Source organism: Cupriavidus alkaliphilus, from assembly GCF_900094595.1.
GTDB lineage: Bacteria > Pseudomonadota > Gammaproteobacteria > Burkholderiales > Burkholderiaceae > Cupriavidus > Cupriavidus alkaliphilus.
The window spans coordinates 482581-495712 of record NZ_FMAD01000001.1; the positions used below are offsets into that span (position 1 = coordinate 482581).

Consider the following 13132-nt stretch of genomic DNA (forward strand, 5'->3'; position numbering starts at 1 on the left):
CTCAGCAATGGGGTGGCAACGGCCGCGGCACCGCGCCGTCGGGCAGCGCCAGCCACTGGCCGGTGCTGCGCAGGATCAGCGTTCCGCATTCGGGATCCGCGGCTTGCGGCACCGCACGGAGTTCGACACAGGCATCGAGCGCGACTTGCGGGCAAGCACCGGCGCTTACCAGATGGCGCACCGGGCCATCGGCTGGCACGCGCAGCGGCCACTCGCCCGCAACCATGTCGGTGCCTGGCGCGGCGGCAAAGGTCATGGCCTCGAGCGCATGCCGCTCCAGCTGCAGCATCGCGCCGGTCAGCGCGGCGCGGGCTTGCGCGCGCCAGCCTCGCGCCAGGTGGCGGTGCCATGCGGGCACGGCAATGGCCGCGAGGATGGCCAGCACGGCCAGTGCCGCCACCAGCTCGATCAGGCTGAAGCCGCGCTTGCGCCGGCCGGCCGATGCCAGGCTCGTCATGGCGCATCCTCCCTGGCCGGGCCGACGATCTCGCGCCAGCGCAGGCGTCCGGTGCGGCGCGTGGCCAGCGTTTGCGCGATCTGTGTGACGGCGTTGCCTGTGGCCGACCACACCGAGAGGGCAAACGCCTGGCGCCCGGCGCCGCCCGGTTGCGCGGGCGTGCTCGGCAATTCGGTGCGGGTCGCGAATACGCTGGCCTCGGGCGGCAGCAACTGGCCGGTGGCGACCAGCAGGCGCTCGCCGGAACTGCGCTGCACGACGGATTCCCCGGTCGCCGCCAGCACCAGGTAGCTGCGTTGCGCGCCATCGGGCGTGCGGGTCACGAACAGCAGGTAGCCGGGATAGACCGGCTCGATCTCGACCAGCTGTTCGCCGGCATGGGGCAAGCTCAGGCGCCAGCCGAGATCCTGCGCGTCGCCGGGGGGCGCGCGCAGGATGTGGCCGTTGTCCGCCGCCTGGGTCGTGACCTGCCGAGGCGCGCGCGCCGTGACGCTGCGTGAAGCGAGGCCATCGGGCACCGCGGCCAGTTCGTTGCCGGCGCCGTAGATGACCACGGGCGCGGTTGGGGATCCGAGCAATACGGGGGCTTCTTCCCTGGCCGGTTGCGCGCTCACCTGCATCCGGTACAGGCACGCCGAGGCGGGGCTTGCCGCGGCCTGCGACGCCTCGGCGAGCGCAAAGCGCCAGAGCTGGCCGGCATCGTCGGTGGCGTAGGCAGCCAGCGCGGCACCGGTGAGATCGGACAGCACGCTGACCGCCACGAGTCGGCTGGCCGCAGGGCCGCCGAGGCAATCGCGCTCCGGCAAGGGCAAGGTGCGGATGGCGTACTGGCCGGCCCATGCGGCGCTGGCGGGCTTGTCCAACGGCAGCAGCGCCAGTCCGGCGCGGCCAACGCCCGCCTCGTCATTGGCGCTTGCATCGACGATCCCCACCGCGAACCAGCGCAACCCGTCCGGGCCACGGATGCCGGCGGCGCGAACCGGCCCGCGCCCGGCCAGTGGCAGGGCGTCGGTCGCGGCGATCTCCCAGATCGGCACGAACGGCACCTGTCCGTCGGGATCGGTGACGTCGAGCGCGAAGGCTGCGGCGGGGTTGCCGGCCGCGGCATCGGTCGGGATGCCGCATAGCAGCACCGTGCGCCATTCGCCGCGGAGCGTGACGTCCTGCGTTTCCGGGCGCGGGCATGGCGGTGGCAGCGTCGGCGTGCCCGGGGCCGGCATGGCCAGGGCATAAGGCAGCAGCGCGCCCGGCAGGTAAGCGGCACGCTCCTCGCCGGTCGCGGCATCGAACGCGTGCAGCAGGCCGTCGACCGTGCCGTGCCAGGCCACGTGCGGGCGCAGGCCGTAGCGCAGGCGAAAGCCGGCGTGGCCGGCTTTGCCGGGCGACCAGGCCGGCGGCGCCACCACCCGCACGCGTGCGCCTGCCGCACTGCCCAGGCGCGTATCCCGCAGGCGCAGGCCCGCGCGGGTCTGGTCCCCGCGCAGCCAGTCCACCGCGGCGCTGTCGCCAGTGTGAAGGGCCTCGCTCACAGCATCCCACTGTAGCGGAATGGCGCGCGCCGTCTCGCCGTCCGGTGCCGCATACGTGAGGATCCGTCGCGATGGCACGGTCCGGCGATCGAGGCGATCGCCGGCCTCCCACAGGTCCGGCGAGGGCGCCTGCGTCAGGTCTTGCCAGCCGATGGCGAACAAGCGGCCGGTCCACGGATAGGCGCCGTTCGCGGTCCGGTAGGCCAGCGGCAGCCGGCCCGCTTCGGAACCGGCCGCATGGCAGGCCGCAGCCAGGACGAAGACAAGGCACGGGAGGGCGCAGCGGGCGGCTAGACGGATCATGGCTGGATTACGCTTTGCAACAGGGCGCGCACGGCGCGATTGCGGCCGAAGCCAACCGCGGTCACTCGCATCCGCGGCGGGGAGGCGAGCGCGGAGGCGGGGTCCGGCGCGCCTTGGCCGGCCGGCGCTTCGTCCAGGATTTCCGCGACATAGCGCGGCGGCTCCTGTACGACTGCGTCGGCCGGGAGCGCGGCGCCGGTAAATCGCCCCAGCGGCACGCCGATGGCGTCGACCTCGGCATCGGCCCGCAGCCACGGCTGCCACACCGGCGGCCCGGCCAGCGCGGGGCGGCAGAGGCCGGCCTGCTGGCCGCTGCCGCAGCGACCCGGCGCCGGCCACAGGCCCAGGCGGTCCTGCGTGTCCGGCGATGCCGCGGCCGCCAGCAGCTCCGCCTCGCCATCGCGCAGGGCTGCCTCGGCGGCACGGAACGCGAGTTCGCGCTCGCGCTGCATGACGGCAAGCTGTCGCCCGGACAGCAGCATCTGCAGCGTGGCGGCCGCGATCAGCACCACCATCAGCAGCAGGGTGCCGCACAGCAGCAGCGTGACGGCGCCGGCCTGGCATGGACGTGGCAGGCGGCGCGCTAGCACAGCGTCTCCTGGCAGCGTGGCGCATTGCGCAGCCGCACCGTGGCGGCGAACACGCGGCGGACGGTGCCGGCCGGCGCCGGTGCAGCGGGCGGCAGGTCCGCCGCGGCGGTGCCGGGCAGCGCCAGCGTGTCCGCACCGCTCCGGACTGGCGTGGCCGAGCCCGGCCGGTCGCCCCGCACGGCGATGGCGATCTGGACCGCCACCACGCGTTGCCAGGCGGCTTCGCCCAGCGCGGGGATCGCCGATGCCGTCTCGAAGCGCTCGGGGCGGCCGTCCTGATCCATATCGACGCCATAGCGTAATTGGAGAGATTCCACGCCGCGCACCAGCGCGCCCGAGGTCCAGCCGCTGCCGTCGATGAGGCCATTGCGGCGGGACGGGTAACGGCATAGCAGTTGCGGCACGCCATCGGCGCCAGCCGCCACATAGAGCAGGTTCTCGGCGACATAGCCGGCGGTTGGTGCGACGGCCGCCACGCCCGCCGCACTTGCCGCGACCGGATAGCCGCTGCAATCGGTCATGGTGTCGTCCGGCTGCGCCGGCGCGGCGGGCAGGCCGCTGCCGCTGAAGCGCAACAGCAGGGCGTCGCTTTGGCCGAGCGCAGCCCGGGCGCAGGCAGGTACGGCGGCCACGGCGGGTTGGCCACAATTGTCCGCGCCGCTGACCACCGGCAGGTCGGTGCCGGCCATGCCGGACGCGGGCTCGCCCGGCCAGCCGGATTGGCGCAGCAGCGTGGACAGAATGGCCAGCGCGCGCTGGCCGCGTTCCTCGGTCAGCACGCGGTCGGTGGCGGCGAGGTAGGCCGCGTGCGCGTTCAGGAAGGCCGCGCCGGCTGCGGCAGAGGCGATCAGGCCCAGCGTCATGCCGACCATCAGTTCGACCAGCGAAAAACCGCGCGGGCGGGTCCGTGCGCTGCGCGCGTGAATGAGCCCGCTCATGGGCGCCCCCATGTTGCCCCGGCCGGCAGGCAACCGCCGGCATCCGGCATCGGCACGATGGCGGCGACCGCGGTGCCCAGGGGTGCCGTGCAGCGGCCCAGCTCGGCATCGTCGGCCGCGCTGCGCGTGACCTGCGCCAGGCGCTCCAGCTGGCGCAGCCAGCCCAGTCCGGTGGTGCCGACCACCGCCATCGGCAGCAGTCCGGCAAGGACGATCGACAGGGCGCCAAGCGCCTCGATCAGCGCGTAGGCGCGCTGGAGCCTGGGTTGCGGGGTGACTGGCGGCGGTGTCCGGCGCGGGATGGCAGGTGAGGGCATGGCAGGTGAGGGCATGGCACGGGCTGTGAAGGCGACGGGCCAAGATTAGCGAGCCGCCACGGCCGCGAACGTGCCGAAACGTAAAGCGGGAAGATCCGCACCATTGTGTTAAGCGCGGGCATGCCGGCCGCGGTCATGACGCTTGCCCGCGGGCAGTTGCGGCGGCCCAACGCCTTGCCGGCTCGCCGCCAAACGCTGCGCGATGCAATTGACAGGAATTATCAAATTCCCCACTATCGCGGGTGTTGCAAAGTCGTAACGATTCCGCTATTCGATTGGCGATTCGCGGTATCCCGCTGCCGGCCGCTCAGCCGGCAGCGAGGCATAGAACAAGAATTTTCGGGTGCGGGCTGGCCTTTCCGCCGTCAGAGCGGAATGCCTTGCCCAGATAACAAAGCCATTTATCGGGGGTCAACATGCATCGGGTCATCCTGGCAGTTCCTTGTCCATCGGCGGCGGCATCTCTGCCCGCGCGCTGACATGCCGGCGACGGTTCGCCTTCGCGATACCGCGCCTCCCCGCCTTCACCACGATGTGGCCATGCCCGGTCCGGGCATGCCTGTGCGCGTGGCTCGCAGCGGCGCCGGCACCGGCCCGGGCCGGTTGCGCCGGCGCTGCCGCGGGCTGACGCTGGTCGAGCTGATGGCGGTGGTGGTGATGGTGGCGATCCTCGCGGCGATCGGCACGCCTTCGTTCGTCTCGCTGCTGCGCACCAGCCGCGTCGACAGCGAGATCCAGTCGATGGTCGGCACCCTGCAGCTCGCGCGCAGCGAGGCCATCAAGCGCGGCTTGCCGGTCAGCGTGTGCCCGTCCGGCAATGGCACGGCCTGCCTGGGCGCCGGCAACTGGGCGCGCGGCTGGATCGCGTTCGTCGACCGCAATGGGTCGGGAACGGTGGACGCGGCGCCGCCGGCCGACGAGGTGCTGCACTACCGCGCCGGCTGGTCCGCCACCGACACCTTCACCACGCCGGCCGGCGCGGCCTTCCTGACCTATAACCGCGATGGCTTCGCCGTGCTGCCCGGCGGCGCGCTGACGATGACCTTGCGCACCAGCCCGGTGGCCGCCGACGCCACGCGCTGCATCGCCATCAATATTGCGGGCCGGCAGACCATCCAGCGCGCCGGGGAGGGCGCATGCCAGTGACCGGACGGAACGGCAGCCTGCGCCGGCGCCGCATGGCGCGCGGACTCTCGCTGATCGAGGTGCTGATCACGCTGGTCATCACCTCGGTGGGGCTGCTCGGCCTGGCCAAGATGCAGGCGGCGGCGCTGGCCAATACGCAGATTGCGCGCGGGCGTTCGCTGGTGGCGCTGCAACTGGAAAGCCTGGCCGCGGCGATGCACGGCAACCGCGGCTTCTGGGCGGCCGGCACGGCGCCGCAGACGTTCACCCTGGCCGGCGCGACGGTGACCGACAGCACCGGCGCGCTCAGCGCCGCCGCGCCGGACTGCGCCAGCGTGGCCTGCACCCCGATCCAGATGGCCGCCTACGACGTGCAGCACTGGGCGGTGGATATGGCGGCGCACTTTCCCACCTACGCGGCCACGGTCAACTGCAGCAACGACATCAGCCGCCCGATCCGCTGCAGCCTGACCGCCTCCTGGAGCGAGCACTACCTGGCCTACAACCAGACCACCGCGGCGCAGACCTCGGCCATGGCCGCCACGCAAAGCCTGACGCTGCACGTCCAGCCATGAGATCCAGACCCGGAATTGCGCACGGATGGCATTGCCGCAGGCAGTCCGGTGTCTCGCTGGTCGAGGTGCTGGTGGCCATGGTGATCGCGCTGTTCATGCTGGCGGCGCTGATGACGGTGTTCCTCAACCTGCGCGGCACCGTGCGCGACCAGGAGCGGCTGGCCGCGCTGCAGGACAGCGAGCGCCTGGTGATGACGATGCTGGCCAACACGGTGCAGTCGGCGGGGTATTTCCCCGATCCGCTGAACCAGGTCGCGGCGGATGCGCTGCCGGCGCTGGCGGGCGGCGCCTTTGGCGATTTCGCCGCGGGGCAGGCCCTCGTCGGGCAGTCCGGCGCGGACGGTACGAGCGATACGCTGACGGCGCGCTTTGTCACCGCCAGCGGCGACGGCATCATGAACTGCCAGGGTGCGGCCAATGCCTCGGGCGCCAATGTCGCCTACCTCAACACCTTTGCGGTCAATGCCGCCAACGAGCTGACCTGCGCGGTCAACGGCGGCGCGCCGGTGCCGCTGGCCGGCGGCATCACCGCGCTGCGGGTGCGCTACGGCACCGACACCAGCAACGGCGGCAACGTCGACACCTACCTGAGCGCCAGCGCGGTCACCGCCGGCGCCCTGTGGGGCCAGGTGCGCAGCGCCCGCGTGACGCTGACCTTTGCCAATCCCTTTGCCGGTCAGCCCGGCCAGCCGGCCACGCTCGGCTGGACCCAGACCATCAGCCTGATGAACCGCCCATGACACGCGCCCAGCCAGCCCGTTTCCGCGCCGGTGCCGCGCCGCGCGGCTATGTCCTGATCATCGGCCTGCTGTTCCTGCTGATCCTGTCGCTGCTGTCGGTGACGATGTTCCGCGGCTTCGGCCTGCAGGAAAAGATCGCCGGCAACACCCGCGAGAAGCAGCGCGCGTTCGAGGCCGCGCAGGGCGCGTTGCAGTACGGGGAATGGTGGCTGGGGCGGGGCAATGGCTCTGCCGGCGCCGCCTGCAACACCGTGATCGACGCCAACGACCCGGCCAACCTGCAGGTCTGCGCCAACGCGCTGGCAGACCCGGCCAGCCTGCCGTGGACGCCGGCGCGGGCCGACTACCTGCCGCCGTCGATGCGCCTTGCGGCGGCCGGCAGCCCCGGCGGCCTGAACGGCACCGACATCAACTACGCGCGCGCGCCCAGCCTCTACATCCACTATCTGGGCCTGTCGCCGGATGGCCTGTCGATGCTGTTCCGCGTAACCGGCGCCGGCTACGGCGGCAGCGACGGCACCGCCGCGGTGGTGCAGAGCACCTACCAGCTTGGCGCGGGGACCAAGGACCTCGGGAAAGAGTGATGAGCCAACCTCCACGCCTCGCCGGCATTGCCGCCGCCGCAAGTGCCGTCGTCAACGCGCTGCTGGCGGGCCCGGCGCATGCGCTGGTGATCCAGGACAACCTCAACGGGGCTTCGTCCTCTTACGACTGGGTGGCGCTGAATGGCGCGTGCCTGACCGCAGGCAACGGCACCGGCTCGATTCCGGGCTGCGCCACGTCCAGCTTCACCTACTACCGGGACCGCAACTCGAAGCTGGTCGGGGGCGCCGGCGGCAGCGTGCCGGACGCACCAGGCTACGGCGCGCTGCGGCTGACCAACGGCGACACGGCCGAGGGCGCGAACGGCGACAACCAGACCGGCGCGGTGGTGTCCCGGTTCACCTTCGGCATGCAGGAAGGGCTGCAGGTTACGTTCTCCACCGTCACCTACGGCGGCGACAACCTGCGCGGCACCGGCGCCGACGGCATCAGCTTCTACCTGGCGGACGGCAGCAAGAGCCCGACCGTGGGCGGGCTGGGCGGCAGCCTAGGCTACAGCTGCTCCAACGTCAATGGCGCGTACGACGGCGTGGCCGGGGGCTATATCGGCATCGGCATCGACGAGTTCGGCAACTTCTCCAACAAGGCCGACAACACCGACTCGGGCCCTGCGTTCCAGGCCAACCGCATCAGCGTGCGCGGCTCGGGCGACACCAACTGGGCCGGCCTGCGCGCCGCCTATCCGGCCTATTACCCCGACAGCCTGAGCGCCGGCAAGCGCGCGCTGGCCGTGCAGAACACCTGCGCGCGCGGCTATGTGCAGGACTGGAGCAGCGGCAAGGACGGCGGCGACGTCAGGGGACGGCGGCTGGCCTACAACTACCGCATGCTCGGCATCAGCGACCTGCCCGACAGGATCGCCAACCAGCAGGCAGTGTCGAGGCCGACGCGCGCCAGGGGCATCCCCATCGTCTACTCGCTCAAGCTGACGCAGAACGGGCTGCTGAGCATGTCCTACAGCTACAACGGCGGCGCGGCCACGCCGGTGATCACCGACCAGGACATCACGCAGGCCAACGGGCCGGTGCCGGCGTCGCTGCGCTTCGGCTTCGCGGCCGGCACCGGCAGCGGCAGCAACGTGCACGAGATCACCTGCTTCAAGGCCGAGCCGGTGGGCCAGTCCAGCAGTTCGGCCGGCACCAACGTGCAGCAGTCGGCGCGGGTCGAGGCGGGCTCGCAGGTGTACCTGGCCTACTACCATCCGACCAACTGGTGGGGCGAGCTGAGCGCGCAGAACCTGCTCTACGATCCCGCCACCGATTCGGTGTCGATTGCCACGGTGGCCAACTGGAATGCCCACTGCACGCTGACCGGCGGCCACTGCGCGGCGACCGGCACCTCGGTGGTGGCGCAGGCGCCGGACAGCCGCAAGATCCTGACCTGGAGCGGCAGCACCGGCATCCCGCTGCGCTGGGACGCCAACCTGCCCGCCGCGCAGAAGGCGAAGCTGACCGCGGGCGATGCCGCGCCGAGCGGCGACCGCCTCGACTACCTGCGTGGGGACCGCAGCAAGGAACTGAGCGCAGCCGGTGCCGGGCTGTTCCGCAAGCGCACCGGCTTGCTGGGCGACATCATCGATTCCAGCCCGGCCTGGGTCGGCGCGCCGTCATCGCCGTACAGCGGGCCGTGGACCGATGCCTTGTACAAGCGCGCCAGCCCGCCCGAGCCCGCCGGCAGCTACGATGCCTTCCGGCAAGCGCGCGCGCAGCGGCTGAACGTGGTCTACGTCGGCGCCAACGACGGACTGCTGCACGGCTTCCGCTCGGGCTACTACAACGCGGCGGGCGCCTTCGTCGGCAACGACGCCGCCAAGCCCAACGACGGCCGCGAGGTGCTGGCGTACATGCCCGGCGCGGTGCTCGACACCATCCAGTCGACTAATGCGGCGCTCGCCTACAGTTCGCCGCAATACGTGCACAACCTGTTTGTCGATGCCACGCCCGGCACTGGCGACCTTTACTACGGCGGTGCCTGGCATACCTGGCTGGTGGGCGGCCTTGGGCCCGGGGCGAACCGCGGCGGGCCGCTCGCCAGCAAGAGCGCGACCGCGACCGGTGGCGCGCTCTACGCGCTCGACGTGACCGATCCGGAGCGCTTCAGCGATACCCCGGCGGCGGCCAGCGCCACGGTGATCGGCGAGTGGAACAACACGCTGCAGTGCACCGGCGATAGCGCGTGCGGCGACAACCTCGGCAACACCTACGGCACGCCCGTGATCCGCCGCCTGCACAACGGCCAGTGGGCGGTGCTGTTCGGCAACGGCCTGGGCAGCAAGAGCGGGTCGGCCGGCCTGTTCATCATGCTGGTCGACCCGGTCGACGGCTCGCGCAGCTTCCGCTATCTCGGCACCGGCTACGGGCCGCAACAGGATCCGGCCGGCGCCAACAGCCGCAACGGCATTGCCTATGTCACGCCGGCCGACCTCGACGGCGACCACATCACCGACTATGTCTACGCCGGCGACGTGTTCGGCAACCTGTGGCGCTTCGACCTGACCTCGGACAATCCGGACCACTGGCGCGCCGGCAGCCGGCCGCTGATGCAGACCGGCGGCAAACCGATTTCCACCAGGGTGGCGGTGGGCTCGGTGCCCGGCACCGGAACCGGCGCCGCGGCGATGCCGCGCGTGGTGGTGGCGTTCGGCACGGGGCGCCGGCTGGAGCAGACGCAGGGCAGCGAAGCGGTGTTCGAGCCGGGCGGGCAGGGCCTGTATGGCGTGTGGGACTGGGACATGGCGGGGTGGAACGCGGTGGCCGGCGCACAGGCCCGCTATGCGTCGCTGGCCAGCGCCACGCGGCCGCTGGCCAGCGCCAACCTGACACAGCAGTCGATCACCGCCGAAGGGCGCGCGGCCGGCAGCACGGTGACGGTGCGCACGGTCAGCGCGAACAAGGTGTGCTGGCAGGGCTCGAGCGCCTGCGCCAGCGGCAACAACAAGTACGGCTGGCAGCTGCCGCTGCCGTCGGCCACGCGCGAGCAGGTGATCTACAACCCGGTGATCGCGTACGGCATGGTGATCGTCAACACCACCATCCCGCCCGGTTCGGCGCTGTCGCAGGCGCTGTCGTGCAATGCCGAAGTGCCGTCGGGCTTCACCATGGGCGTGTCGATGGGCTCGGGCGGCGCGGCCGCGCAGTCGTTCTTCAGCAGCACCAACAGCAGCACCTTCCCGCTGCTGAACAACGGCATCGTCAGCGGCATCGGCCTGAGCGGCACCGGCACGCCCTCGGTGGTGACGGCGAAGAAGCGGCCTTACCTGGTGCAGCAGACCGTAGGCGGCAGCGGCGCCATCACGCAGATCAACCCCGGCGCCAACGGTGCCGGCGCCCGCCTCAACTGGATACGCTTGCGCTGACGACCATGAACCTGCCTGCCTTCCCGCTGCCGCGGCGTGCCGCCGCCGGCTTCACGCTGATCGAGCTGATGATCACGGTGGCGATCATCGCGGTGCTGGCTGCGATCGCCTATCCGTCCTACACGGAGCATGTGCGCAAGTCGCGCCGCACCGACGCCAAGACCGCCTTGCTCGACCTTGCGGCGCGCCAGGAGCGGTTGTTCAGCACGCAGAACGTGTATGGCGGCACGCCGGCGGCGCTGGGCTACGCCGGCGCGGCGTTTCCCGTGGCGATCCAGTCAGGCGGCCAGGCGTATTACCAGCTGACGGTGGCAGCGGGCAATCCGGCGACCAGCTATACCGCGACGGCGACGCCGATTGGCGCGCAGCAAGGCGACGACTGCGGCAGCTACACCATCAACCAACTGGGATTGCAGGGGAACACGGGGATGCGCGCCGGCGTGGCGTCGGCGCAGTGCTGGTAGCGGAAACCGCGGGCGTCAGCGCTTGCCGCTGCCGGCGGTGACTTCCGCCAGCACGTCCGAGAATTCGGACACGTCTTCAAAGCTGCGGTAGACCGAGGCAAAGCGGATATAGGCGATCTTGTCGAGCTTGCGCAGTTCGCGCATGACCAGCTCGCCGACCTGGCTGCTGGGGATTTCCTTTTCACCCAGCGCCAGCAGCTTTTCTTCGATACGGGTGATGGCTTCGTCGATGGCTTCGGCCGAGACCGGGCGCTTGCGCAGCGCCAGGCGCATCGAATCCTTCAGCTTGGCGCGGGCGTAGTCCACGCGCGAGCCGTTTTTCTTGACGATGGCGGGGAAGAACAGCTCGATCCGCTCATAGGTGGTGAAGCGGCGGTCGCAGGCTTCGCAGCGGCGGCGCCGGCGCACGGCATCGCCGTCTTCCGACATGCGGGTGTCGAGAACCTGGGTATTGGAATGACCGCAAAAGGGGCATTTCATGCCGGACCACCTTTAGTTGAACCCCATCGCCTTGCCGTGTTGTCGTTCTGCGGCGGCGGGGCGGGTTGGCGAGACCCGCGGCCCGCGCCGGGGGTGGCGCGGACCGCGGAGCTGCCGGCCGCCCATGCGCGCGCGCGGGCGGCCTGTCAGCGTCAGCCGTAGACCGGGAAACGCTTGGTCAGGGCCGATACCTGCTCGCGCACCGCGGCGATGTTGGCGGCGTCGTGCGGGTTGTCCAGCACGTCGGCGATCAGGTTGCCGACGATGCGGGCTTCTTCTTCCTTGAAGCCGCGCGTGGTCATGGCCGGCGAGCCGACGCGGATGCCGGAGGTGACGAACGGCTTTTCCGGGTCATTCGGAATCGCGTTCTTGTTCACGGTCAGGTGCGCCTCGCCCAGGATGCGCTCGGCTTCCTTGCCGGTGATGTTCTTGGCACGCAGGTCGACCAGCATCACGTGGCTCTCGGTACGGCCCGAGACGATGCGCAGGCCGCGCGCGATCAGGGTCTCGGCCAGCACCGCGGCGTTCTTCACCACCTGCTGCTGGTATTCCTTGAACTCCGGGGTCAGCGCTTCCTTGAACGCCACCGCCTTGCCGGCGATCACGTGCATCAGCGGGCCGCCCTGGATGCCCGGGAAGATCGACGAGTTGATCGCCTTCTCGTGCTCGGCCTTCATCAGGATCACGCCGCCGCGCGGGCCGCGCAGGCTCTTGTGGGTGGTGGTGGTGACGAAGTCGGCGTGCGGCACCGGGTTCGGGTAGACGCCCGCGGCGATCAGGCCGGCGTAGTGGGCCATGTCGACCATGAAGTAGGCGCCGATCGACTTGGCGACGCGGCCGATGCGCTCGAAGTCGATGCGCAGCGCGAAGGCCGAGGCGCCGGCGATGATCAGCTTGGGCTTCTTCTCTTGCGCCAGCTTTTCCAGCGCGTCGTAGTCGATGTCTTCCTGGGCGTTGAGGCCGTAGCTGACCACGTTGAACCACTTGCCGCTCATGTTCAGCGCCATGCCGTGGGTCAGGTGGCCGCCTTCGGCCAGGCTCATGCCCATGATGGTGTCGCCCGGCTTGAGCACGGCGAAGTACACGCCCTGGTTGGCCTGCGAGCCCGAGTTGGGCTGCACGTTGGCGGCCTCGGCGCCGAACAGCTGCTTGACGCGGTCAATGGCCAGCTGCTCGACGATGTCGACGTACTCGCAACCGCCGTAGTAGCGCTTGCCGGGATAGCCCTCGGCGTACTTGTTGGTCAGCTGCGAACCCTGCGCGGCCATCACCGCGGGCGAGGTGTAGTTCTCGGAGGCGATCAGCTCGATGTGGTCTTCCTGGCGCTGGTTTTCCTGCTGGATGGCGGCGAAGACCTCGGGGTCGATCTGGTCGATCGTAAAACGGCTGCGTTCGAACATGGCGAAACTCGTCTGAAAAAAAGGGAATCCGATTCAGGCATCGGGGGTAGGGCGCGCGGGGAAGGCTAGCGGCGACCGGCACCGGCGGCTTGGCCGTCGGCGCAGGGCGCACCCTGCTTCCCATTCGCTGCCCAGGCGAGCGGCAGGCATGACTCGCGTCAACGCCATGGCGTATGGAAACTTCACGCCAGAGAACTTGCGCTTCCTCGTGGTAGTGCCCACTGACTTCGCCAGTCGCGCAAGATGGAATGGTTGC

13 protein-coding genes and 1 riboswitch are annotated in these 13132 nt (G+C 70.6%); of the genes, 6 read left to right on the forward strand and 7 right to left on the reverse strand.

Annotation, left to right across the window (positions count from 1 at the left end; translation table 11 throughout):
• Window position 1: 1 nt before the first annotated feature.
• From GA0116996_RS02220 to GA0116996_RS02240, 5 genes are read right to left on the reverse strand one after another with little or no spacing between them, the layout of a single operon-like run.
• Window positions 2-457: a type IV pilin protein gene (locus tag GA0116996_RS02220; protein WP_092306891.1), complete on the reverse strand. Its 456-nt coding sequence runs from the start codon at window positions 455-457 to the stop codon at window positions 2-4.
• Complete coding sequence (locus tag GA0116996_RS02225; protein ID WP_092306893.1) at window positions 454-2289, reverse strand: pilus assembly protein; 1836 nt, start codon at window positions 2287-2289, stop codon at window positions 454-456. Before GA0116996_RS02225 ends, GA0116996_RS02220 begins: the two co-directional genes overlap by 4 nt.
• Window positions 2286-2879, reverse strand: a complete 594-nt coding sequence (locus tag GA0116996_RS02230) for a pilus assembly protein (protein WP_092306895.1) — start codon at window positions 2877-2879, stop codon at window positions 2286-2288. The genes GA0116996_RS02225 and GA0116996_RS02230 overlap by 4 nt, the downstream gene beginning before the upstream one ends.
• Window positions 2873-3817, reverse strand: a complete 945-nt coding sequence (locus GA0116996_RS02235; protein ID WP_244159746.1) for a PilW family protein — start codon at window positions 3815-3817, stop codon at window positions 2873-2875. Before GA0116996_RS02235 ends, GA0116996_RS02230 begins: the two co-directional genes overlap by 7 nt.
• Window positions 3814-4134, reverse strand: a complete 321-nt coding sequence (locus GA0116996_RS02240) for a hypothetical protein (protein ID WP_092306899.1) — start codon at window positions 4132-4134, stop codon at window positions 3814-3816. Before GA0116996_RS02240 ends, GA0116996_RS02235 begins: the two co-directional genes overlap by 4 nt.
• 540 nt (window positions 4135-4674) lie before the next feature.
• On the opposite strand from GA0116996_RS02240, the gene GA0116996_RS02245 reads away from it, so the two are divergent.
• The 6 genes from GA0116996_RS02245 to GA0116996_RS02270 are packed head-to-tail and all read left to right on the forward strand — an operon-like array spanning window position 4675 to window position 10996.
• Entirely contained in the window at window positions 4675-5280 is a 606-nt protein-coding gene (locus tag GA0116996_RS02245) for a GspH/FimT family pseudopilin (protein ID WP_092307346.1), read from the forward strand.
• Window positions 5271-5834 carry a type IV pilus modification protein PilV gene (gene pilV, locus GA0116996_RS02250; protein WP_244159747.1) on the forward strand — a complete coding sequence of 188 codons (564 nt, stop codon included), beginning with the start codon at window positions 5271-5273 and terminating at the stop codon, window positions 5832-5834. Before GA0116996_RS02245 ends, pilV begins: the two co-directional genes overlap by 10 nt.
• Window positions 5831-6574, forward strand: coding sequence for a PilW family protein (locus GA0116996_RS02255; protein ID WP_092306903.1), 744 nt, complete (start codon window positions 5831-5833; stop codon window positions 6572-6574). The genes pilV and GA0116996_RS02255 overlap by 4 nt, the downstream gene beginning before the upstream one ends.
• A complete protein-coding gene (locus GA0116996_RS02260) occupies window positions 6571-7158 on the forward strand; it encodes a pilus assembly PilX family protein (RefSeq protein WP_092306905.1) in 588 nt (195 codons plus the stop codon). Before GA0116996_RS02255 ends, GA0116996_RS02260 begins: the two co-directional genes overlap by 4 nt.
• Window positions 7158-10532 (forward strand): pilus assembly protein, encoded by a 3375-nt coding sequence (locus GA0116996_RS02265; protein WP_092306907.1) that lies wholly within the window; start codon window positions 7158-7160, stop codon window positions 10530-10532. Before GA0116996_RS02260 ends, GA0116996_RS02265 begins: the two co-directional genes overlap by 1 nt.
• A gap of 5 nt (window positions 10533-10537) precedes the next feature.
• Window positions 10538-10996, forward strand: a complete 459-nt coding sequence (locus GA0116996_RS02270; protein WP_092306909.1) for a type IV pilin protein — start codon at window positions 10538-10540, stop codon at window positions 10994-10996.
• 15 nt (window positions 10997-11011) lie between these two features.
• On the opposite strand, the gene nrdR is transcribed toward GA0116996_RS02270, so the two are convergent.
• Window positions 11012-11476: a transcriptional regulator NrdR gene (gene nrdR / locus GA0116996_RS02275; RefSeq protein WP_012353559.1), complete on the reverse strand. Its 465-nt coding sequence runs from the start codon at window positions 11474-11476 to the stop codon at window positions 11012-11014.
• A gap of 152 nt (window positions 11477-11628) precedes the next feature.
• Entirely contained in the window at window positions 11629-12876 is a 1248-nt protein-coding gene (glyA, locus tag GA0116996_RS02280; protein WP_092306910.1) for a serine hydroxymethyltransferase, read from the reverse strand.
• Between the two features lie 122 nt (window positions 12877-12998).
• Window positions 12999-13124, reverse strand: a riboswitch (ZMP/ZTP riboswitch).
• Window positions 13125-13132: the final 8 nt, after the last annotated feature.

Bases quoted from the DNA above. Each gene is read 5' to 3' on its own strand.
- GA0116996_RS02235 (WP_244159746.1), bottom strand. From the start codon at position 3,817: ATGAGCGGGCTCATTCACGCGCGCAGCGCACGGACCCGCCCGCGCGGT.
- GA0116996_RS02270 (WP_092306909.1), top strand. From the start codon at position 10,538: ATGAACCTGCCTGCCTTCCCGCTGCCGCGGCGTGCCGCCGCCGGCTTC.
- GA0116996_RS02240 (WP_092306899.1), bottom strand. From the start codon at position 4,134: ATGCCCTCACCTGCCATCCCGCGCCGGACACCGCCGCCAGTCACCCCG.
- GA0116996_RS02245 (WP_092307346.1), top strand. From the start codon at position 4,675: ATGCCCGGTCCGGGCATGCCTGTGCGCGTGGCTCGCAGCGGCGCCGGC.
- GA0116996_RS02255 (WP_092306903.1), top strand. From the start codon at position 5,831: ATGAGATCCAGACCCGGAATTGCGCACGGATGGCATTGCCGCAGGCAG.
- pilV (WP_244159747.1), top strand. From the start codon at position 5,271: ATGCCAGTGACCGGACGGAACGGCAGCCTGCGCCGGCGCCGCATGGCG.
- glyA (WP_092306910.1), bottom strand. From the start codon at position 12,876: ATGTTCGAACGCAGCCGTTTTACGATCGACCAGATCGACCCCGAGGTC.
- GA0116996_RS02260 (WP_092306905.1), top strand. From the start codon at position 6,571: ATGACACGCGCCCAGCCAGCCCGTTTCCGCGCCGGTGCCGCGCCGCGC.
- GA0116996_RS02265 (WP_092306907.1), top strand. From the start codon at position 7,158: ATGAGCCAACCTCCACGCCTCGCCGGCATTGCCGCCGCCGCAAGTGCC.
- GA0116996_RS02220 (WP_092306891.1), bottom strand. From the start codon at position 457: ATGACGAGCCTGGCATCGGCCGGCCGGCGCAAGCGCGGCTTCAGCCTG.
- nrdR (WP_012353559.1), bottom strand. From the start codon at position 11,476: ATGAAATGCCCCTTTTGCGGTCATTCCAATACCCAGGTTCTCGACACC.
- GA0116996_RS02225 (WP_092306893.1), bottom strand. From the start codon at position 2,289: ATGATCCGTCTAGCCGCCCGCTGCGCCCTCCCGTGCCTTGTCTTCGTC.